Below are 22,024 nucleotides of genomic sequence, written 5' to 3'. Positions count from 1 at the left end.
CTAATGGCTACGATTCATGTAGACGGCAAAGAATACGAGGTTAACGGAGCGGACAACCTGTTACAGGCATGTCTCTCTCTGGGCCTTGATATTCCATACTTTTGCTGGCACCCGGCGCTGGGCAGCGTCGGTGCTTGCCGCCAGTGTGCGGTGAAGCAATATCAAAACGCGGAAGACACGCGTGGTCGCCTGGTGATGTCCTGCATGACGCCGGCATCTGACGGCACCTTTATTTCTATCGACGACGCAGAAGCGAAGCAGTTCCGCGAGAGCGTGGTGGAGTGGCTGATGACCAACCACCCGCACGACTGTCCGGTCTGTGAAGAGGGCGGCAACTGCCACCTCCAGGATATGACCGTGATGACCGGCCATAGCTTCCGTCGCTATCGCTTTACGAAACGTACCCACCGTAACCAGGACCTGGGGCCGTTCATCTCTCACGAAATGAACCGCTGCATCGCCTGTTACCGCTGCGTGCGTTACTACAAAGACTACGCTGACGGCACCGATCTGGGCGTCTACGGCGCGCACGACAACGTCTACTTCGGGCGTCCGGAAGACGGCACCCTGGAGAGCGAATTCTCCGGTAACCTGGTCGAAATTTGCCCGACCGGCGTATTTACCGATAAAACCCACTCCGAGCGCTACAACCGTAAGTGGGACATGCAGTTTGCGCCAAGCATCTGCCAGCAGTGCTCGTTGGGCTGTAACACCAGCCCGGGCGAACGCTACGGCGAACTGCGTCGTATCGAAAACCGCTACAACGGCACCGTGAACCACTACTTCCTGTGCGATCGCGGTCGTTTCGGCTATGGCTATGTGAACCTGAAAGACCGTCCGCGTCAGCCGGTTCAGCGCCGTGGCGATGACCTGATTACGCTCAACGCCGAACAGGCGATGCAGGGTGCGGCGGATATTCTGCGCCAGTCGAAAAAGGTTATCGGTATCGGCTCCCCACGCGCCAGCATCGAAAGCAACTTCGCGCTGCGCGAGCTGGTTGGAGCGGAAAACTTCTATACCGGTATTGCCCAGAGCGAGCAGGAACGTCTGCAGCTGGTACTGAAAGTGCTGCGCGAAGGCGGTATTCATACCCCGGCGCTGCGCGAAATTGAAACGTATGATGCGGTGCTGGTGTTGGGTGAAGATTTAACCCAGACCGGCGCGCGCGCAGCGCTGGCGGTTCGCCAGGCGGTCAAAGGTAAAGCGCGTGAAATGGCGGCAGCGCAAAAAGTGGCTGACTGGCAGATTGCGGCCATCCTCAACATTGGCCAGCGCGCAAAACATCCGCTGTTTGTGACCAACGTTGACGATACTCGTCTGGATGACATTGCGGCGTGGACCTATCGCGCACCGGTGGAAGACCAGGCGCGACTGGGCTTTGCTATCGCGCACGCGCTGGATAACAGCGCCCCGGCCGTTGAAGGTCTGGATCGCGATCTGCAGGGCAAGATCGACGTGATCGTGCAGGCGCTGGCGGGAGCGAAGAAACCGCTGATTATTTCCGGTACCAACGCCGGAAGCGCGGAAATTATTCAGGCCGCAGCCAACGTGGCTAAAGCGCTGAAAGGCCGCGGCGCCGACGTGGGGGTTACCATGATTGCCCGCGCGGTGAACAGCATCGGTCTGGGCATGATTGGCGGCGGTTCTCTGGAAGCGGCGTTGAGCGAGCTGGAGTCCGGCGCAGCCGATGCGGTAGTGGTGCTGGAGAACGATCTGCACCGCCATGCTTCCGCTGCGCGCGTTGACGCTGCGCTTTCTAAAGCGCCGCTGGTGATGGTCATTGACCATCAGCGCACCGCGATTATGGATAAAGCGCACCTGGTGCTCTCCGCAGCAAGCTTCGCGGAAAGCGACGGTACGGTCATCAACAACGAAGGCCGCGCGCAGCGCTTCTTCCAGGTGTATGACCCGGCGTACTACGACAGCAAAACCGTGATGCTGGAAAGCTGGCGCTGGCTGCACTCGCTGCACAGCACCGTGCAGAGCCGCGAAGTGGACTGGACGCAGCTCGACCACGTGATCGATGCGGTGGTGGAAAAGCTGCCTCAGCTGGCGGGTATTAAAGACGCCGCGCCGGACGCAAGCTTCCGTATTCGCGGTCAGAAGCTGGCGCGTGAACCGCACCGCTACAGCGGTCGTACGGCAATGCGCGCAAACATCAGCGTGCACGAACCGCGTCAGCCGCAGGATAAAGACACCATGTTCGCCTTCTCGATGGAAGGGAACAACCAGCCGGGCGCGCCGCGCTCGCAGATCCCATTCGCATGGGCACCGGGCTGGAACTCCCCGCAGGCATGGAACAAGTTCCAGGCTGAAGTGGGCGGTAAACTGCGCCACGGCGACCCGGGCGTACGTCTGATTGAAGCTTCCGAAAGCGGTCTGGCGTTCTTCAGCGCCGTGCCGGAAAGTTTCCAGGCGCAGGAAGGCAGCTGGCGTATTGCACCTTACTACCATCTGTTCGGTAGTGACGAAATGTCCCAGCGTTCTCCGGTCTTCCAGAGCCGTATGCCGCAGCCGTACATCAAGCTTAACCCGGCGGACGCCGCGAAGCTTGGCGTCAACGCGGGCGCACGCATTGCCTTTAGCTATGACGGACAGACAATCAGCCTGCCGCTGATTATTTCTGAAGGTCTGGCGGCGGGGCAGGTCGGTCTGCCGATGGGCATGCCGGGCATTGCGCCGGTGATGGCGGGCGGGCGCCTTGATAATCTGCAGGAGGCAAAAGCATGAGTTGGTTAACGCCGGATCTGATTGAGATCCTCCTCAGCATCGTTAAAGCCGTGGTGATTCTGCTGGTGGTTGTCACCTGCGGGGCGTTCATGAGCTTTGGCGAACGTCGCCTTCTGGGCCTGTTCCAGAACCGCTACGGGCCAAACCGCGTAGGCTGGGGCGGTTCGCTCCAGCTCGTTGCCGATATGATCAAAATGTTCTTTAAAGAGGACTGGGTCCCGAAATTTACGGACCGTATGATCTTTACGCTGGCACCGGTTATCGCCTTCACCTCGCTGCTGCTGGCCTTCGCCATTGTGCCGGTCAGCCCAAGCTGGGTGGTCGCCGACCTGAACATCGGGATTCTGTTCTTCCTGATGATGGCGGGTCTGGCGGTCTACGCGGTGCTGTTCGCCGGTTGGTCGAGCAACAACAAATACTCCCTGCTGGGTGCGATGCGTGCGTCTGCGCAGACCCTGAGCTACGAAGTGTTCCTGGGCCTGTCTCTGATGGGCGTAGTGGCGCAGGCCGGTTCATTCAACATGACCGACATCGTCAATAACCAGGCGCACCTGTGGAACGTCATTCCTCAGTTCTTCGGCTTCATTACCTTTGCGATTGCGGGCGTGGCGGTGTGTCACCGTCACCCGTTTGACCAACCGGAAGCCGAGCAGGAGCTGGCCGATGGCTATCACATTGAATATTCCGGTATGAAATTCGGTCTGTTCTTCGTAGGCGAATACATCGGTATCGTCACCGTGTCAGCGCTGATCGTGACGCTGTTCTTCGGTGGCTGGCAAGGCCCGTTCTTACCGCCATTCATCTGGTTCGCGCTGAAAACCGCGTTCTTTATGATGATGTTCATTTTGATTCGTGCGTCGTTACCGCGTCCTCGTTATGACCAGGTAATGTCCTTCGGCTGGAAAGTGTGCCTGCCGCTGACGCTCATCAACTTGCTGGTAACGGCGGCTGTCATTCTCTGGCAGCAGCCATAAGGGGCTATAGACCATGACCTTAAAAGAATTAATCGTAGGCTTCGGCACCCAGGTACGCAGTATCTGGATGATCGGCCTGCATGCGTTCGCCAAACGCGAAACGCAAATGTACCCGGAAGAGCCGGTCTACCTGCCGCCGCGCTACCGTGGCCGTATCGTGCTGACGCGCGATCCGGACGGCGAAGAGCGCTGCGTTGCCTGTAACCTGTGTGCGGTAGCCTGCCCGGTAGGCTGTATCTCTCTGCAAAAAGCGGAGACCAAAGACGGTCGCTGGTATCCGGAGTTTTTCCGCATCAACTTCTCACGCTGCATTTTCTGCGGCCTGTGCGAAGAAGCGTGCCCGACCACGGCGATTCAGTTGACCCCGGATTTTGAACTGGGCGAATACAAGCGTCAGGATCTGGTGTACGAAAAAGAGGATCTGCTGATTTCCGGTCCGGGCAAATACCCGGAATATAACTTCTACCGGATGGCGGGTATGGCAATCGACGGCAAAGATAAAGGCGAAGCAGAGAACGAAGCCAAGCCTATCGACGTCAAGAGCCTGTTACCGTAAGGAGAGGGGCAATGGAATTCGCTTTTTATATCTGTGGCCTTGTTGCTGTCCTCGCGACGCTGCGAGTGATTACGCACACTAACCCGGTACACGCGCTGCTGTATCTGATTATCTCGCTGCTGGCGATTGCCGGGGTGTTCTTCTCGCTGGGGGCGTATTTCGCCGGTGCGCTGGAGATCATCGTTTACGCGGGCGCCATCATGGTGCTGTTCGTCTTCGTGGTGATGATGCTGAACCTGGGCGGTGCGGAAATCGCTCAGGAACGTCAGTGGCTGAAGCCGCAAATCTGGATTGGCCCGGCGATTCTTTCCGCCGTGCTGCTGGCTGTGATGGTGTACGCCATCCTCGGCCTGAATGACCAGGGCATTGATGGCAACGCCATCAGCGCGAAAGACGTCGGTATTGCGCTGTTCGGGCCGTACGTACTGGCGGTGGAACTGGCGTCGATGCTGCTGCTGGCGGGCCTGGTTGTGGCCTTCCATATCGGTCGTGAAGATCGCGCAGGCGAAGTGCTGAGCAATCGTTCGAACGATAGCGCGAAAAGGAAAACGGAGGAACACGCATGATTCCTTTACAACATGGGCTGATCCTCGCGGCGATTTTATTCGTGCTGGGTTTAACCGGTCTGGTTATCCGTCGCAACCTGCTGTTTATGCTGATTGGGCTGGAAATCATGATTAACGCCGCCGCGCTGGCCTTCGTGGTCGCCGGCAGCTACTGGGGCCAGACCGACGGTCAGGTGATGTATATCCTCGCCATTACCCTCGCGGCTGCGGAAGCGAGTATTGGCCTGGCGCTGCTGCTGCAGCTCCATCGTCGCCGCCAGAACCTGAACATCGATTCAGTAAGTGAGTTGCGCGGATGAACATGCTTGCCTTAACCATTATTTTGCCATTGATTGGCTTTGTGCTGCTGGCTTTCTCCCGCGGGCGCTGGTCGGAAAACCTCTCCGCCACCGTTGGCGTCGGGTCGATTGGCCTGGCCGCGCTGGTGACCGCCTTTGTCGGGGTAGACTTCTTTGCCAACGGCAAGCAGGCGTTCAGCCTGCCGCTGTGGACGTGGATGTCCGTCGGCGACTTTAACATTGGCTTCAGCCTGGTGCTGGACGGCCTGTCGCTGACCATGCTTTCCGTGGTTACCGGCGTGGGCTTCCTGATCCACATGTTCGCCTCCTGGTATATGCGCGGTGAAGAGGGCTACTCCCGCTTCTTCGCCTACACTAACCTGTTTATCGCCAGCATGGTTGTCCTGGTGCTGTCCGATAACCTGCTGCTGATGTACTTAGGCTGGGAAGGCGTGGGCCTGTGCTCCTATCTGCTGATCGGTTTCTACTACACCGATCCGAAGAACGGCGCTGCGGCGATGAAAGCCTTCGTTGTCACCCGCGTCGGTGACGTCTTCCTGGCGTTCGCGCTGTTCATTCTCTACAACGAGCTGGGCACGCTGAACTTCCGCGAAATGGTTGAACTGGCGCCGGCGCACTTTGCCGCAGGCAACGACATGCTGATGTGGGCAACCCTGATGCTGCTGGGCGGTGCGGTCGGTAAATCCGCGCAGCTGCCGCTGCAGACCTGGCTTGCGGATGCGATGGCGGGCCCAACGCCGGTTTCTGCGCTGATCCACGCAGCGACCATGGTGACCGCGGGCGTGTACCTGATTGCCCGTACTCACGGTCTGTTCCTGCTGACGCCGGAAGTGCTGCATCTGGTCGGGATTGTCGGGGCGATTACCCTGGTGCTGGCGGGCTTTGCCGCGCTGGTGCAGACCGATATCAAACGCGTGCTGGCCTACTCCACCATGAGCCAGATTGGCTACATGTTCCTGGCGCTTGGCGTACAGGCGTGGGATGCGGCGATTTTCCATCTGATGACTCACGCGTTCTTCAAAGCGCTACTGTTCCTGGCGTCCGGCTCGGTGATTCTGGCCTGCCATCACGAACAGAACATCTTCAAGATGGGTGGCCTGCGTAAGTCGATTCCGCTGGTGTATGCCTGCTTCCTGGTCGGTGGTGCCGCGCTCTCCGCGCTGCCGCTGATTACCGCGGGCTTCTTCAGTAAAGACGAAATCCTCGCCGGTGCGATGGCCAACGGTCATATCAATCTGATGGTTGCGGGCCTGGTCGGTGCATTCATGACCTCGCTCTATACCTTCCGTATGATCTTCATCGTCTTCCACGGTAAAGAGCAGATCCACGCGCACGCAGGGAAGGGGATTACCCATCATCTGCCGCTGATTGTGCTGATGATCCTGTCGACCTTTATTGGCGCACTGATTGTGCCGCCGCTGCACGGCGTATTGCCGGCCACGACCGAGCTGGAACATGGCCGCGTGCTGACGCTGGAAATCACCTCCGGCGTGGTGGCGATTGCCGGTATCCTGATTGCCGCATGGCTGTGGCTGGGCCAACGTAGCCTGGTCACCGCGATTGCCAACAGCGCGCCGGGCCGTCTGTTGGGCACCTGGTGGTACAACGCCTGGGGCTTTGACTGGTTGTACGACAAAGTGTTTGTGAAACCGTTCCTGGGCATCGCCTGGCTGCTGAAGAGTGACCCGCTGAATGCGCTGATGAACATTCCGGCCATCCTTTCTCGCCTGGCGGGTAAAGGTCTGGTGCTGAGTGCGAACGGCTATCTGCGCTGGTATGTCGCGTCAATGAGCATTGGTGCCGTCGTGGTGCTGGCGCTGTTGATGGTGTTGCGTTAATTCGTTGGGGAGGATTTTCCTCCCCATGAAAATGTCGTGCTGTTTTCCTGTTCCGGCGGGCGATGCGCTACCGGATAGATGAATAAGGAAATGAACTGCCATGTTATTACCCTGGCTAATACTGATTCCCTTTATCGGCGGTTTTCTCTGCTGGCAGACCGAACGCTTCGGCGTGAAGATGCCGCGCTGGATTGCGCTGGTCACCATGGGACTGACGCTCGCGCTTGGCCTGCAGCTGTGGCTGCAGGGCGGCTACTCACTCACGCAATCCGCCGGTCTGCCGCAGTGGCAGTCTGAGTTTATTCTGCCGTGGATCCCGCGCTTTGGCATTACTATCCATCTGGCTATCGACGGTCTGTCGCTGCTGATGGTGGTGCTGACCGGCCTGCTCGGCGTGCTGGCGGTGCTCTGTTCCTGGCGCGAAATCGAAAAATACCAGGGCTTCTTCCACCTCAACCTGATGTGGATCCTGGGCGGCGTAATCGGCGTGTTCCTCGCCATCGACATGTTCCTGTTCTTCTTCTTCTGGGAGATGATGCTGGTGCCAATGTACTTCCTGATCGCGCTGTGGGGGCATAAAGCCTCTGACGGTAAAACGCGTATCACGGCGGCCACCAAGTTCTTCATCTATACCCAGGCGAGCGGTCTGGTGATGCTGATTGCCATCCTGGCGCTGGTGTTCGTGCACCATAACGCGACCGGCGTGTGGACCTTCAACTATCAGGACCTGCTGAAAACCCCAATGTCGCACGGCGTGGAATACCTGCTGATGCTCGGCTTCTTCATCGCCTTCGCGGTGAAAATGCCGGTTGTGCCGCTGCACGGCTGGCTGCCGGACGCGCACTCTCAGGCACCGACCGCGGGTTCCGTTGACCTGGCGGGGATTCTGCTGAAAACCGCGGCCTACGGTCTGCTGCGCTTTGCGCTGCCGCTGTTCCCGAACGCCTCCGCCGAGTTCGCGCCTATCGCGATGTGGCTGGGTGTGATCGGTATCTTCTACGGCGCGTGGATGGCGTTTACCCAGTACGACATTAAACGCCTGATTGCCTACACCTCCGTTTCCCACATGGGCTTCGTACTGATTGCTATCTATACCGGTAGCCAGCTGGCGTACCAGGGGGCGGTGATTCAGATGATCGCGCACGGGCTGTCTGCGGCCGGTCTGTTCATTCTGTGCGGCCAGCTGTACGAACGTCTGCATACCCGCGACATGCGCCAGATGGGCGGCCTGTGGGGCAAAATTAAGTGGCTGCCGGCGCTGTCGATGTTCTTCGCGGTGGCGACGCTGGGCATGCCGGGTACCGGTAACTTCGTCGGCGAATTTATGATCCTGTTCGGCAGCTACCATGTCGTGCCGGTGATTACGGTGATTTCTACCTTCGGTCTGGTGTTTGCCTCCGTGTACTCGCTGGCGATGCTGCACCGGGCATACTTCGGCAAAGCGAAGAGCGAAATCGCGGCAAAAGAGCTGCCAGGGATGTCGCTGCGCGAGCTGTTTATCGTTCTGTTACTGGTCGTGCTTCTGGTTCTGCTGGGCTTCTACCCGCAGCCTATTCTGGACACGTCACATTCTGCGATGAGCAACATCCAGCAGTGGTTTGTTAATTCTGTTTCAACTACAAGGCCGTAATTCGCCATGACAATAACTCCACAACAACTGATCGCGCTGTTACCGCTGCTGATCGTCGGCTTGACGGTGGTGGTTGTGATGCTCTCCATTGCGTGGCGACGCAATCACTTCCTCAATGCCACGCTGTCGGTCATTGGGCTTAACGCCGCGCTGGTTTCGCTCTGGTTTGTTGGCCAGGCGGGCGCCATGGACGTCACGCCGCTGATGCGCGTTGACGGTTACGCAATGCTCTACACCGGGCTGGTGCTGCTGGCGAGCCTTGCCACCTGTACGTTCGCTTATCCGTGGCTTGAGGGCTATACCGATAACAAGGAAGAGTTCTACCTGCTGGTGCTGATTGCCGCGCTCGGCGGCATTCTGCTGGCGAACGCCAACCACCTGGCGGCGCTGTTCCTCGGTATTGAGCTGATTTCACTGCCGCTGTTCGGCCTGATTGGCTATGCCTTCCGACAGAAGCGTTCTCTGGAAGCGAGCATCAAGTACACCATTCTGTCAGCGGCGGCTTCGTCCTTCCTGCTGTTCGGTATGGCGCTGCTGTACGCGCAGTCTGGCGATCTCTCCTTCCTGGCGCTCGGCAAGAGCCTCAGTGATAACATGCTGCACGAACCGCTGCTGCTGGCGGGGCTGGGCATGATGATCGTGGGCCTGGGCTTCAAGCTCTCGCTGGTGCCGTTCCACCTGTGGACGCCGGACGTCTATCAGGGTGCCCCTGCGCCGGTGTCAACCTTCCTGGCAACCGCCAGCAAGATTGCCATTTTTGGCGTGGTGATGCGTCTGTTCCTGTACGCCCCGGTCGGCGACAGCGAAGCGGTACGCGTGGTGCTGGGCCTGATTGCCTTCGCTTCCATCATCTTCGGTAACCTGATGGCGCTCAGCCAGACCAACATCAAGCGTCTGCTCGGCTACTCGTCTATCTCTCACCTCGGCTACCTGCTGGTGGCGCTGATTGCGCTGCACAGCGGCGAGATGTCGATGGAAACTGTAGGCGTGTATCTGGCCGGTTATCTGTTCAGCAGCCTCGGCGCTTTCGGCGTGGTGAGCCTGATGTCCAGCCCGTACCGTGGCCCGGATGCTGACTCGCTGTACTCCTACCGTGGCCTGTTCTGGAATCGCCCGATTCTGGCGGCGGTGATGACGGTGATGATGCTGTCGCTGGCCGGTATTCCGATGACCCTTGGCTTTATCGGTAAGTTCTACGTACTGGCCGTCGGCGTGCAGGCACACCTGTGGTGGCTGGTCGGCGCGGTAGTCGTTGGTTCCGCGATTGGCCTTTACTACTACCTGCGCGTGGCCGTCAGCCTGTATCTCAGCGCGCCGCAGCAGCCGGGCCGCGATGCGCCGTCTAACTGGCAGTACAGCGCGGGCGGTATCGTGGTGCTGATCTCCGCACTGCTGGTGCTGGTGCTGGGTATTTATCCGCAGCCGCTGATTAGCATTGTGCAGATGGCGATGCCGCTGATGTAATATTCCTGCTGATGATGTGAAGAACCGCCGATTTATCGGCGGTTTTTTTATGCCTGAAAGCGTGTAGGGTATACGGCGTATGAATCTGAACGGAGCAGCGAATGAGAACGCAAAAAAGGTGCCTGGGGCACATCGCCATTGTGGTTGACGACTACGACCGCGCGATTGAGTACTACACGGACAAACTGGGGTTCACGCTGATTGAAGATACGCCGCAGCCGGGAAAACGCTGGGTGGTGGTATCACCCAACCCGGAAAGCGACTGTAACCTTTTGCTGGCGCGCGCGTCTAACGAACGGCAGCAGGGTTTTATCGGTAACCAATGCGGCGGGAGAGTATTTCTGTTTCTGCAGACCGATGATTTCTGGCGCGATTACCATGCGATGAAGGCCAAAGGCGTGCATTTTTGCGAAGCGCCGCGGGAGGAGGAGTATGGTACGGTGGTGGTGTTTGAAGATCTGTATGGCAACCGCTGGGATCTGTATCAGAACGTGTAGCCTGCGTAACTGACAGGCGATCCTGGCGATCGCCTGTGTCTTGTGACGTTATTTCGCCGTCAGTTCCCGGCGAATGATCTCCGCCCCCGCGCTGAGCGCATTCAGCTTGCCCTGGGCCACGTGGCGCGGCAGCGGTGCCATGCCGCAGTTGGTTGATGGGTAGAGTTTATCGGCATCAACAAACTGCAGGGCTTTGCGTAGGGTATCGGCGACTTCCTCCGGCGTCTCGACGGCGTGGTTGGCGACATCAATTGCGCCGACCATCACCTTCTTGCCGCGAATCAGCGCCAGCAGATCCATCGGTACGCGGGAGTTATGGCACTCCAGCGAGATGATATCGATATTCGATGCCTGCAGCTTCGGAAACGCTTCTTCGTATTGACGCCACTCGCTGCCCAGCGTCTTTTTCCAGTCGGTGTTGGCTTTAATGCCGTAGCCGTAGCAGATGTGCACGGCCGTTTCGCATTTCAGCCCTTCAATCGCCCGCTCTAAGGCTGCGATGCCCCAGTCGTTGACCTCATCGAAGAAAACGTTAAACGCTGGCTCGTCAAACTGGATAATATCGACGCCGGCGGCTTCCAGCTCGCGGGCTTCCTGGTTGAGGATTTTGGCAAATTCCCACGCCAGCTTTTCGCGGCTTTTGTAGTGGGCGTCGTAAAGGGTATCGATCATGGTCATCGGCCCCGGCAGCGCCCATTTTATCGGCTGCTTGGTGAGCTGACGTAAATAGCGCGCGTCATCCACGAACACCGGTTTTTTACGCTCGACGGCGCCAACCACCGTGGGCACGCTGGCGTCATAGCGATTACGAATTTTCACCACTTCGCGTTTTTCAAAATCCACGCCGCTGAGGTGCTCAATAAACGTGGTAACAAAGTGCTGACGGGTTTGCTCGCCGTCGCTGACAATATCAATGCCCGCGCGCAGCTGGTCGTCCAGCGATAAACGCAGCGCATCCTGTTTGCCGAGAATCAGCTCTTCGTTCTGTAATTTCCACGGCGACCACAGCGTTTCCGGCTGCGCAAGCCAGGACGGTTTCGGTAAGCTGCCAGCCGTTGAAGTCGGGAGCAATGTTTTCATAAGTAGATAACCTTTATTTTGATTAAATTAACGTGCGTAGTTAGCAGACCATTGCTCAAGAATTTTCTTGTACGGTTTAATGAAATGCTCTTCGGTAAACTTGCCCTGTTCAATCGCCAGACGGCTGCGCTCTTCCCGGTCGTAAACAATTTTGGTTAACGAATGATCCTCGTGGCTCAGGTTCGGCTGATAGTGCAGGCCTGCCGCCGAGTTGGCGTTATAAATCTCCGGGCGATAAATCTTCTGGAAGGTTTCCATGGTGGCGATGGTGCCAATCAGCTCAAGATCGCTGTAATCGCCCAGCAAATCGCCGGTAAAGAAGAAGGCCAGCGGGGCGGCGCTGTTTTTGGGCATAAAGTAGCGCACCTGCAGGCCCATCTTGCTGAAGTACGTTTCGGTTAATGACGTTCCGTGCTGCTGGTATTCGATGCCGAGCACCGGGTGCTGGTTGCCGGTACGCTGATAGGCGTTTTTGTTCGATACGCTCAGGCAGATTACCGGCGGCTTTTTAAACTGCGCGCGGTATTCTGCAGACTGCACGAAATGCTTGAAGATATTGCCGTGCAGATCGCCAAAATGTGCTGGCAGGCTAAACTGCTCGCGGTCTTTATTGTGGCCTAACAATAAGACGCTAAAGTCATAGTCGCGCACATAAGACGAGAAGTTGTTGCCGGCGAGGCCCGCAATGCGTTCGTTGGTCTTTTTATCAATAATATTGGTTTGCAGGATCTCGATTGCCGGGAAAGCGCTGCCCGCAATCTTCATTTCTACGGAAATGATATCCAGCTCGACGGCATAACGATCGCCTTGCGGATTATCCCAATGCGCTAACGTATTAAAGCGATTGTCGATCATGATTAGCGTATTGCGTAAATTCTGCTGACGGTTCTCACCCCGCGCCAGATTGGCAAAGTTGGTGGTAATGCGCGTGTTTTCTGACGGATTATAGTTTTCATCAAAACGGCTGCGCGTAATGGCAAAGGTGAAATCTGTATTCATAGCGACGTTGCATCCTGAGTTCTGACGTGAAAACTGAGCCTGTGAACCGTTTTCATGTTGTCAATAAGTTAACATGGTGTAATTTATGCCAGAGCCGTACGGGGAGAGAAAGCGAGTTAATTTCATTGAACATGAGCTATTTTCATGTTGCGTCGGTGATGCGCTAACCTGGTAAATCGGGGCAAACGCACCTATAGTCGACAAAGATTTCCCGCAACAGGACGCACCAATGCGATTTAACGGCTTGACCAAAGGCTTTTTCATTTTCATTCTGGCCCTCGTTACCTGGGCATTTTTCGATATCCTTTCACCTTATTTCTCCGCCATTTTGTGGGCGGCTATCCTTACCGTGGTGTTTAACCCGGTGAAAAATAAGCTGCGCAGCATGATGGGCGATCGCAATGGCCTGGCGTCGCTGGTGACCATTGTGATCATCTGCCTGATTGTCTTTATCCCGCTGATGGCCATTCTGTCGTCGCTGGCGCTGGAGCTGAACGTGGTGTACACCAAGCTTCAGCAAAACAACGCGCGGTTCCCGGAGACGATCGCCAGTATTTTCTCGCATCTGCCGCGCTGGGCGAGGGGCTTCCTGATCGAACACAACCTGGATAATGTGGCGCAGATCCAGAAAAAATTGTCCGAATTGGCCCTGCAGGGCGGGCAGTATCTTGCCGGCAGCGCGTTTCTGATTGGTAAGGGGACGTTCGGTTTCGCCATCAGCTTCGGTATCATGCTCTATCTGCTGTTCTTCCTGCTCAAAGATGGCCCGTATCTGGTTACCCGCATTCTGGATTCACTGCCGCTGACCGATTTCGTGAAGCAGCACCTGTTTGCCAAATTTGTTGGCGTGACGCGGGCCACGGTCAAGGGCACGGCGGTAGTTGCGGTGGTGCAGGGGACGCTCGGCGGTATCGCCTTTGCCATTGTTGATATCGACGGCAGCGTTCTGTGGGGCGCGCTGATGGCGTTTCTCTCGCTGGTGCCTGCCGTCGGATCGGCCATTATCTGGGTGCCCGCGGCTATCTTCCTGTTCTCCACGGGACAGCTTTGGCAGGGGCTGTTTATCGTTGGCTTCTTCGTGATTATTGTCGGGCTGGTGGACAATATTCTTCGCCCGCTGCTGGTGGGCAAAGATACCAAAATGCCGGATTACCTGATTCTTATCACCACCATCGGCGGTATGGAAATCTACGGTATTAACGGTTTTGTGATTGGGCCGCTGATTGCCGCGCTGTTCCTCGCCTGCTGGAACCTGTTTTCCGGGCGCGACCACGCGGGCAACGTTGAAGGTCTGGACGAAGAGTTTATTGCGGAAGGCAAAAATCCCCCGGAAGCATAATGGGATGACGATAACAAAAGCGGCTATGGCCGCTTTTTTATTGCCACGTGAAAATGGGCGTTTCCTATAATTTCAATGATGCTAATTCATTATTCGTCGCAGAAGGAACCCTCCGGTGAGAATTGCCACAATAACAAACTGGGCTTACGGCGCGACGGTGTGCCTGACAATCGCCTCCGGCATTGTCATGCTGATGGCCTCTAACGCGGATAATCACGAACGCCAGGCGGTGGCGCAGCGCCAGGTGTTTGACCAACTGACCGACGAAGTGGACAACGATGCCTGGGCGCAGTCCGACCTTGCGCGGCTGTATGTGGTCAGCAAAGACCCGGACCTGCTGAAGGAATATCGCCAGAGGGAAACGCGGCTGAAAAATGTTGAACAGCGGCTGTCTAAACTCAAGGATGCTGGTGCGACGGAGGAGGAGCTGGCCCTGCTGCACGAAGGCGTGCTGATTGTGGATGCGCTCCAGGACGAGCAGCAGACGGCGCTCAACAGCATGGCGCAGGGCGACACCTCACATGCGATGGCGCTGCTGTACAGCAAGATTTATGAACAGGAGCTGGATCGCGCGCAGGAGCGTATCGACCATTTTCGCCAGCTGCTCGACAATCGCGCGCGCAACGCTATTGATGATGCGACCCAGGCTTCCCGCACGCTGCGTACGCTGTCTGAGGTGATGGTCGGGCTGACGGCGCTGCTGTTCCTGTTTGTGCTGGGCTTTATTCTGAAGCGCCGGGTGCTCCGGCCCGTCGAGCGTCTGAGCGATGTCATCCACCGGCTGGCGTCGCAGGATTACGCCGTCGAACCGCCCAACTTTAATCAGATTGATGAAATTGGCGATATGGCGCAGGCCATCCGCATTTTTCGCGAGAACGGGCTGATACGCCAGCGGCTGGAGAAGGAGCGCGACGCCAGCTGGGCGATACGCGAACTGCTGGCGCGTATGACCCAACGGCTCCAGGGCTGCGAGAATTTTGACGATGTGGTTAAGGTGGCGGAGCTGTTCGCGCCAAACATCGCGCCGGGCGTGCCCGGGCGGCTGTTCATCCTTGACCGGGAGCCCTGGCAAATGCGCTGCGTGGCGGAATGGCTTTCTCCGCAGGGGGCGCCAACGCCTTTCCATCCGGATGAATGCTGGGCCGTGCGGCGCGGGCAGAGCCATCCGCCGGTGCACGGTGAACCGGATATTGGTTGTTACCATCTGCCGGGATCCTGTCTTAACCATACGCTATGCGTGCCGCTGATTGCGCAGGGTGAGGCGATTGGCCTGCTGTCTTTCCAGAATGTCAGCGAGGAAACCGTCCCGTGGCGCGCCTATCTGGAGCTGATGGCGGAGGCGCTCGGCCTGGCGTTCGCCAACCAGCGGCTGCGCGATGCGCTGCTGGAAAAAGCGCTCTATGACCCGCTCACCGGGCTGCGTAACCGCCACCATCTCGACGACACGCTGGGGACGCTGTTGGGCCACGCGATGCGCAGCCAGGAGCCGCTAAGCTGCCTGATGATTGATATCGACCACTTTAAGCTCATCAACGACCGCTTTGGCCACGAAGCGGGCGATGCCGTGATTAAAAGCGTTGCGGCGATTATTCAGCGCGTGGTGCGCGACAGTGGGACAGCCTTCCGCTATGGAGGTGAAGAGTTTCTGGTACTGCTCAGCAACATGGATGAAGAAGACGCAAGCCGGGTGGCGACCGATATTTATAACGGCGTACGCGAAATGGCGCTGCGCTTCGCTGGTACCGATATCGGCCATGTGGATGTCTCGATTGGCGTTGCCAGCTATCCCGAACATGTGCAGAGCGACAATTTGCTGCGTGCCGCCGACGTTGCGCTGTATCGCGCAAAAGAGCTGGGCCGGGCGCGGATTGTGAGTTTTGGCATGCTGGAAGCAGGGTGAGGGCGGGCATCCTGCTGATATCGTTATTGGTCCTCACCCTGCCGAAGCTATCCTGCGTTCACCCACGATAAAACGGCCCGTATCAGGCGCGGCTGATATTTCTTTCTTGCCCTCTAATGAATTCCTTTTCCCTTCCGATAACCCGGATAGCTGAAATGGAATAAGGCCCGCCTTATCTTTTTCGCCGTCCGAATGAGCTCATGAAAAGAGAAGCGACGCCACGTCGACGATTGCCCTGCGCTCTTCACTCTTTGAGACATTCACAATGGGAAAATGCTATGCCCGAATCAATACCTGTCACTGATGTTACGGCCTCATTTTCCGCGCCCGCTGAAGCGGCCTCTTATCCGTTTGTTCTTCCGCCTGAAAGGCCAGCTATTGCCGGGCCGTGCGGCATTTTTTACGACTTCAACGACGGCGCGCGCTTACTGTTGCCCGAAGGGCGATGGCGGGTTGTGCTGCTCGATGACGATTCCGGCAACATTCTGTTTCGCTGCGAAACCGGCGCGGGCTGGGTCACTTCGGCAAAGAAATACTTTGTTCGTTTTCGCCTTCAGGTCTGGCGCGCGGAAGATAACGCGTTGCTGCTGGATGAAGCGCTTAATCTCGAAGGTCGCGACGTGCTGATCTCCTTTCCCACCGGCACGCTGGGCGACCTGCTGGGCTGGTTCCACTACGCGGAGCGCTTCCGCCTGCTGCATGGCTGCCGACTTGAGTGTTCTATGGCGCCTAACATCATTGCGCTGCTGGAAGCCCAGTATCCGGATATTCACTTTTCGCCGCCGGATGCCGTCCGGCAGAGGGCGCCTTATGCGACCTACCGCTTGGGGCTGTTTTTTGGCGGTAATGATACGCATCAGCCCATCGATTTTCGTCAGGTCGGCTTTCACCGCATCGCGGGGTACATCCTTGGGGTTGACCCCACGGAAGCACCGCCTCGTCTTAATCTCAGCGCGCCGCGCACCATTGAGCAGCCCTACGTTTGCATCGCCGTGCAGTCGACCTGCCAGGCCAAGTTCTGGAACAACGGCCACGGCTGGACGGAGGTGGTGGCCCACCTGAAATCGCTTGGCTATCGGGTGCTGTGTATTGACCGTGAGCCCACCACCGGGCACGGCTTCGTCTGGAACCACATCCCCTACGGCGCAGAAGACTTCACCGGGGCCCTGCCGCTGCAGGCGCGGGTTGATCTGCTTCGCCACGCCAGCTTCTTTATCGGCCTGGCCAGCGGGCTGTCGTGGCTTGCCTGGGCGGCAAAAATACCGGTGGTGCTGATTAGCGGCTTCAGCCTGCCGAACGCCGAGTTTTACACCCCCTGGCGCGTGTTCAGCAGCCACGGCTGCAACGGCTGCTGGGACAGCCTGCATGAGACCTTTGATCATAAAGACTTTTTCTGGTGCCCGCGCCATAAAGGCACGGAACGTCAGTACGAGTGCACCCGTCTGATCACCGGAAAACAGGTCAGCGGCGTGGCTGACCGGCTCCACGCGCAGCTGCGCGGTGAGTAAATAGCGCCACACAGCAGAAGTGACATCCGGAGCAGCACCTGCACCGGAAAACAATAAAAAAAACGAAGAGGCAGGGTATGAACAGAGCGTACAGGATCGTCTGGAGTGCAGCACGCCAGGCGTGGATAGTGACATCAGAGAAGGCGGGAAGCGGCGGGCGTCCGCCGCTGGCGGTGAAAAACGTCGCCGGGGCGCTGATACTATTGGGCTTAGCCGGCACCGCCGCAGCGGAGACGTACAGTGGTTCAGAGGTGACCTATTACACCCCTCTGACGCTTAACGTCGGGGATACGGCGACCAGCGCCTCCGTGTCAAGCGGGGGAACGCTCAATGTCAACAGCGGCGGCCTGGCGAGCAGTAGCAACGTCGGCGGCGAGTTATTTTACGGTTATTATCCGCCGGTGATTAACGTCAATAACGGCGGCGCGGCCGCGAACACCGTCGTGAATTCTGGCGGCCATCTGAACGTCAACAATGGCGGCACGGCAACCAGCACCACGTTGAATTCCGGCGGTTTTCTTAACGTTGCCGCTGGCGGGAATGCGTCCGGTATCAGCCAGGCTTCGGGCGGCGCCCTGCAGACTTATGCCAATGCCACCCTCAGTGGCACCAATGCGCTCGGTGGATTTACCGTCAGCAATGGGGTAGCCAGTCATTTGCTGTTGGAAAATGGCGGGATTCTGTATGTGGCGAACGCACAATCAGCCGTTAACACCACATTGCGGTCAGGCGGGGCGCTGCGGGTCGATGATGGCGGGACGGCAACACAGGTTGTGCAGTCCGCCGGCGGCGCACTGCAGACTTATACCGGTGCAACGGTAAGCGGCACAAACACCCTGGGCGGATTTTCCGTCAGCGGGGGGACGGCAAGCAACGTCCTGCTGGAAAACGGTGGTTTCCTGTATGTGGAAAATACCCACTCGGCGGTCAGTACCACACTCCGGGCTGGCGGCACGCTGACCGTGACTAATGGCGGCACGGCAAGCAGCGTGAGCCAGTCTTCAGGCGGCGCGCTGCAGGTCTATACCGGGGCGACCGTCAGTGGAACCCATGCGCTCGGTGCTTTTTCGGTCAGTAACGGGCTGGCTGAAAATCTGCTGCTTGAAAACGGCGGCTTCGTACAGGTTATGTCCGGGAATCAGGCATCCGACACGATCGTTAACTGGGGCGGTACCGCTTATGTTAACAGCGGTGGATCCGCCGTCAGCACTACCGTCAATTCCGGTGGCGCACTCAGAGTTTATAATGGCGGCTTTGCAGACAGTATTTCGCAGCTGTCAGGCGGTGCGCTGCAAATTAATACCGGCGCCACCGTGAGCGGGACTAACGTGCTGGGCGCGTTTTCTGTTAGCAGCGGCCATGCTCACAACGTGCTGCTGGAAAATGGCGGCGCGATGTTTGTCGAAACCGGCCACAGCGCCTCCGATACCGTCATCAGACAAGGCGGCGCGCAGTACGTCAGCAACGGCGGTTCGGCGATGGGCACCGCCATTGAAGCGGGCGGTATGCTGGTGGTCTATGACAATGGTTCCGCGTCGACGGTCGCGCAATCCTCCGGTGGCGCGCTGCAAACCTATACGGGCGCAACCGTAAGCGGAACGAACGCCCTCGGGGGATTCTCCGTCAGCGGCGGGCATGCAAGCAATGTGCTGCTGGAAAATGGCGGCCGGTTGTTTGTGGAAGCCGGTGGGGATGCCACGGGTAGCGTACTTGGCTATGGCGGTATACAAGACGTCCTTAACGGCGGGTCTGCGGTCAGCACCACGGTTCAGGCCGGCGGCTATGAACAGGTGTATTCGGGGGGCTCAACCAGCGCCACGCTCGTTTCGGGCGGCACGCAGTACATCATGGGCGGCGGCATCGCTTCCGGGACCACCGTTAACGGCTATGGAACCCTGAACAACTACGGTTCGGCGATCTCGTCGGTGATTAACAGCGGTACGTTATATGTCCAGAATGGGGGGCGCACAACATCTTCAGTCGTGAAGGCTGGCGGATCGGAATACGTCAATTATGGCGGCGTCACGTCATCGACCACGGTCAGCGCGGGGGCTTCACAGTATGTTGCCGTGGGCGGGTCTGCGTCATCGACTACGTTGTCCGGAGGCATTCAGACCGTCTATGGCAATGCCACTTCAACGGTCGTGACCTCGGGCGGTGGGCAGTACATTTACAGCGGCGGGACCGCCTCTGACACCACGGTTAACCTCGGTGTAGTGAACGTTGCCAGCGGCGGTACGGCACTGCGTACTGCCGTCAATTCCGGCGGCGCCATGTACGTCCTTTCTGGCAGCACCGTGACCTCCACCGTGGTTTCCGGCGGGGTGCAATATATTAACAATGGCGCGGTGGCCACGGCGACAAGCGTGAGTGACAACGGATGGGCGGTGGTCAGCAGCGGCGGGGCACTCAATAGCGCGAGCGTGAATTCGGGCGGTACGCTCAGCGTCTTTTCCGGCGGCGTAGCAACCGGGCCGACGGTCAACGCTGGCGGCGTGATTGCTGTTGCTGATGGTGGCAACGCTTCGGGCGTGTTCCAGGCCGCAGGCGCGGCTTTACAGGCCAGTACCCGTGCTGCGATCGCCGGTACCAATGCGCTCGGTGCATTTTCTGTCAGCGGCGGTCAGGCGAATAATGTGCTGCTGGAGAACGGCGGCGCGCTGACCGTAAAATCAGGCGATATCTCTCACGGCACGGTAGTGAATGCCGGCGGTAGCGAAAACGTCTACGGCGTCGCGCAGGGTACCATCGTGAATGCGAACGGGGCATTATCCGTATTCAGCGGCGGCACGGCGTTGCAGGCGACAATCAACAGCGGTGGTTCGCTGTCGGTCAGCCGTGGCGGGGTGGCATCGGATACCACCGTGGCGGCGGGGGGGCTGCTGAATATCGCCGAAGGCGCTATCCTGACGCTGGCCAATAACAGCTTTGTGAACGAAGGCATCACCACCTACGACACCAGCACCAGCGCCTCATTGAACACCAACCTCACCGGCAGCGGTCAGTTGACCAAAAACGGCACCGGTACGCTGACGCTGGGCGGCTCGCTGAGCCAGTCGCAGGTCAACCTCAATGCCGGTTCGCTGGTGATGGACGGGCTGTTGGCCACTACGGATATTATTGCTCTGGCCGGTACCTCACTCTCGCTGATTAACAGCGCCACCCTGACGGGGATTATTGACCCGACGGACGTGACGATTGACAGCAGCAGTACCTGGAACATCACCGGCGACTCGCTGGTGGACAACCTGACCAACGCCGGTAACATTGTGTTTGTGCCGTCCCAGGGCACCTTCACGCCGCACACGCTTACCGCAACCAACCTTATTGGTAACGGCGGCACCATCACGCTCAATACCGTGGCGGGCGACAGCAGTTCACCGATAGATAAAGTGGTGATCGACGGCGGCAGTGCCACCGGCAGCACCGGTTTGCGCGTGCTTAACCGCGGCGGGCTGGGCGCACAGACCACCGGCAACGGCATTGCCGTCGTTCAGGCCATCAACGGTGCCACCACTGGCGCGGGGGCATTCAGCCTTAAACAGCCGCTGGTGGCGGGCGCTTACGCTTACAGTCTGTATCGAAATGGCGACCAGAGCTGGTACCTGACTTCGCAGCAGGTTCAGCCGGGGCAAGCCTCCGCGTCAACGGGGCCGGTAAACTACCGCGCGGCGATGTGGAGCTACGCGGCGATGCCGGTGCTGTCAATGGACTATGACCGCCTGGTGGCGGGCTCGTCAGATACCCGCTTCCGCTATGCGCCGGACAGTCGCATTTGGGGACGCGTGGCGGCCGGTAAGCTGAGCCACCCTGACAGCGGTAGCCTCACGGGCGCAAGCGTGCCGGAAAGCAGCGGCACCTACAGTTTCCTCCAGTTAGGCGGCGATCTGTGGCAACTTGACGGCGCGAACGCCGACTGGCGCGCGGGTGTTTACGGTGCCACCGGTCTGCTGCGCAGTGACGTATGGCGCGATATCGGTAGCGCCCATGCGGGTACGGATCGGGATACGGTGTACACGGGCGGTGCGTACCTCTCGGGCCGTAGCCATGACGGTCTGCACGTGGAAGGCGTATTGCAGGCCAGCCGTCATAGCCTGAGCGCGTCCTCTAATGACAACACTCGTCTCTCTACTCACGGTACGGGCTGGCTGGCCTCTGCGGAAATAGGGCAGTCGTTCTCCGTCAGCCCGGCTCTGGCGCTGGAACCGCAGCTCCAGTATACGGTGCAGGGGGTCAACCTGAACGACGGTCAGGACGAGGTCGCCGCGCTTAGCTGGCGCGACAGCCGTCAGCAGTCGGTGCGGGCGGGTCTGAAGGTGGGCACACAGCAGGACGCGAAGGCAAAACTGGCATGGTGGGTGACACCATCGGTGACGCAGTCGTTTGGCGGGCACAGCGGATTCACGGCGTCGGCGCCAGGCGTGTCAGCGTCTGACGCATCGTTCCGCAGTAACCTGTCTGGCACCAGCGTAGGGCTGAACGGTGGCGTGAATGCGCGCATTCGTCAGAACGTGACGCTGGGCGTGCAGGGCGGTTGGTCTGAATCACTGCACGGTAGCGAAGCGGGTGGCTACTACGGTCTGGTGAATCTGGGCGTGTCGTTCCGTTAATTAAGGAGCAAGACGTCGGGCGAACGGTCCCGAC

General features: G+C 58.5%; 15 protein-coding genes. 13 read left to right on the top strand and 2 right to left on the bottom strand.

Going from position 1 to position 22,024, the window contains the following annotated elements; genetic code table 11:
- Positions 1-3: 3 nt before the first annotated feature.
- From nuoG to H7R58_RS15730, 9 genes are all read left to right on the top strand, one after another.
- A complete protein-coding gene (gene nuoG / locus H7R58_RS15770) occupies positions 4-2,730 on the top strand; it encodes an NADH-quinone oxidoreductase subunit NuoG (protein WP_182930254.1) in 2,727 nt (908 codons plus the stop codon).
- Positions 2,727-3,704: an NADH-quinone oxidoreductase subunit NuoH gene (nuoH, locus tag H7R58_RS15765; protein ID WP_035892479.1), complete on the top strand. Its 978-nt coding sequence runs from the start codon at positions 2,727-2,729 to the stop codon at positions 3,702-3,704. Before nuoG ends, nuoH begins: the two co-directional genes overlap by 4 nt.
- Positions 3,705-3,717: 13 nt before the next feature.
- Complete coding sequence (nuoI, locus tag H7R58_RS15760) at positions 3,718-4,260, top strand: NADH-quinone oxidoreductase subunit NuoI (RefSeq protein ID WP_106924278.1); 543 nt, start codon at positions 3,718-3,720, stop codon at positions 4,258-4,260.
- 11 nt (positions 4,261-4,271) lie between these two features.
- Positions 4,272-4,826: an NADH-quinone oxidoreductase subunit J gene (gene nuoJ / locus H7R58_RS15755; RefSeq protein ID WP_106924279.1), complete on the top strand. Its 555-nt coding sequence runs from the start codon at positions 4,272-4,274 to the stop codon at positions 4,824-4,826.
- A complete protein-coding gene (nuoK, locus tag H7R58_RS15750; protein WP_035892477.1) occupies positions 4,823-5,125 on the top strand; it encodes an NADH-quinone oxidoreductase subunit NuoK in 303 nt (100 codons plus the stop codon). The genes nuoJ and nuoK overlap by 4 nt, the downstream gene beginning before the upstream one ends.
- Complete coding sequence (nuoL, locus tag H7R58_RS15745) at positions 5,122-6,963, top strand: NADH-quinone oxidoreductase subunit L (RefSeq protein WP_106924280.1); 1,842 nt, start codon at positions 5,122-5,124, stop codon at positions 6,961-6,963. The genes nuoK and nuoL overlap by 4 nt, the downstream gene beginning before the upstream one ends.
- A 100-nt stretch (positions 6,964-7,063) precedes the next feature.
- Positions 7,064-8,593, top strand: coding sequence for an NADH-quinone oxidoreductase subunit M (gene nuoM, locus H7R58_RS15740; protein ID WP_182928566.1), 1,530 nt, complete (start codon positions 7,064-7,066; stop codon positions 8,591-8,593).
- 6 nt (positions 8,594-8,599) lie between these two features.
- A complete protein-coding gene (nuoN, locus tag H7R58_RS15735) occupies positions 8,600-10,057 on the top strand; it encodes an NADH-quinone oxidoreductase subunit NuoN (RefSeq protein WP_106924282.1) in 1,458 nt (485 codons plus the stop codon).
- 101 nt (positions 10,058-10,158) lie between these two features.
- Positions 10,159-10,554 (top strand): VOC family protein, encoded by a 396-nt coding sequence (locus H7R58_RS15730; RefSeq protein ID WP_182930255.1) that lies wholly within the window; start codon positions 10,159-10,161, stop codon positions 10,552-10,554.
- Between the two features lie 48 nt (positions 10,555-10,602).
- On the opposite strand, the gene H7R58_RS15725 is transcribed toward H7R58_RS15730, so the two are convergent.
- Together H7R58_RS15725 and H7R58_RS15720 are read right to left on the bottom strand one after the other, a co-directional pair.
- The gene (locus H7R58_RS15725) at positions 10,603-11,634 is read right to left on the bottom strand and encodes a methionine synthase (RefSeq protein WP_106924284.1); all 1,032 of its coding nucleotides are present in this window, start codon (positions 11,632-11,634) and stop codon (positions 10,603-10,605) included.
- 27 nt (positions 11,635-11,661) lie between these two features.
- Positions 11,662-12,633, bottom strand: a complete 972-nt coding sequence (locus H7R58_RS15720; protein ID WP_106924285.1) for a DUF1852 domain-containing protein — start codon at positions 12,631-12,633, stop codon at positions 11,662-11,664.
- A gap of 229 nt (positions 12,634-12,862) precedes the next feature.
- Here H7R58_RS15720 and H7R58_RS15715 point away from each other — a divergent pair, with 229 nt between their 5' ends.
- The 4 genes from H7R58_RS15715 to H7R58_RS15700 all read left to right on the top strand — a co-directional run bounded on the left by H7R58_RS15715 (position 12,863) and on the right by H7R58_RS15700 (position 21,990).
- Positions 12,863-13,972, top strand: a complete 1,110-nt coding sequence (locus H7R58_RS15715) for an AI-2E family transporter (RefSeq protein ID WP_182930256.1) — start codon at positions 12,863-12,865, stop codon at positions 13,970-13,972.
- A 115-nt stretch (positions 13,973-14,087) separates the two neighbouring features.
- A complete protein-coding gene (locus H7R58_RS15710; protein WP_182930257.1) occupies positions 14,088-15,872 on the top strand; it encodes a diguanylate cyclase in 1,785 nt (594 codons plus the stop codon).
- A 278-nt stretch (positions 15,873-16,150) separates the two neighbouring features.
- Positions 16,151-17,380, top strand: a complete 1,230-nt coding sequence (locus H7R58_RS15705; RefSeq protein ID WP_182930258.1) for an autotransporter strand-loop-strand O-heptosyltransferase — start codon at positions 16,151-16,153, stop codon at positions 17,378-17,380.
- 77 nt (positions 17,381-17,457) lie between these two features.
- The gene (locus H7R58_RS15700; protein ID WP_182934430.1) at positions 17,458-21,990 is read left to right on the top strand and encodes an AIDA repeat-containing protein; all 4,533 of its coding nucleotides are present in this window, start codon (positions 17,458-17,460) and stop codon (positions 21,988-21,990) included.
- Positions 21,991-22,024: the final 34 nt, after the last annotated feature.

Source organism: Klebsiella sp. WP4-W18-ESBL-05 (assembly GCF_014169075.1).
Taxonomy (GTDB): Bacteria; Pseudomonadota; Gammaproteobacteria; order Enterobacterales; family Enterobacteriaceae; genus Kluyvera; species Kluyvera ascorbata_B.
The sequence above is the reverse complement of the archived record's forward strand: the minus strand, read 5'-3'. Positions and strand labels throughout refer to the sequence as shown.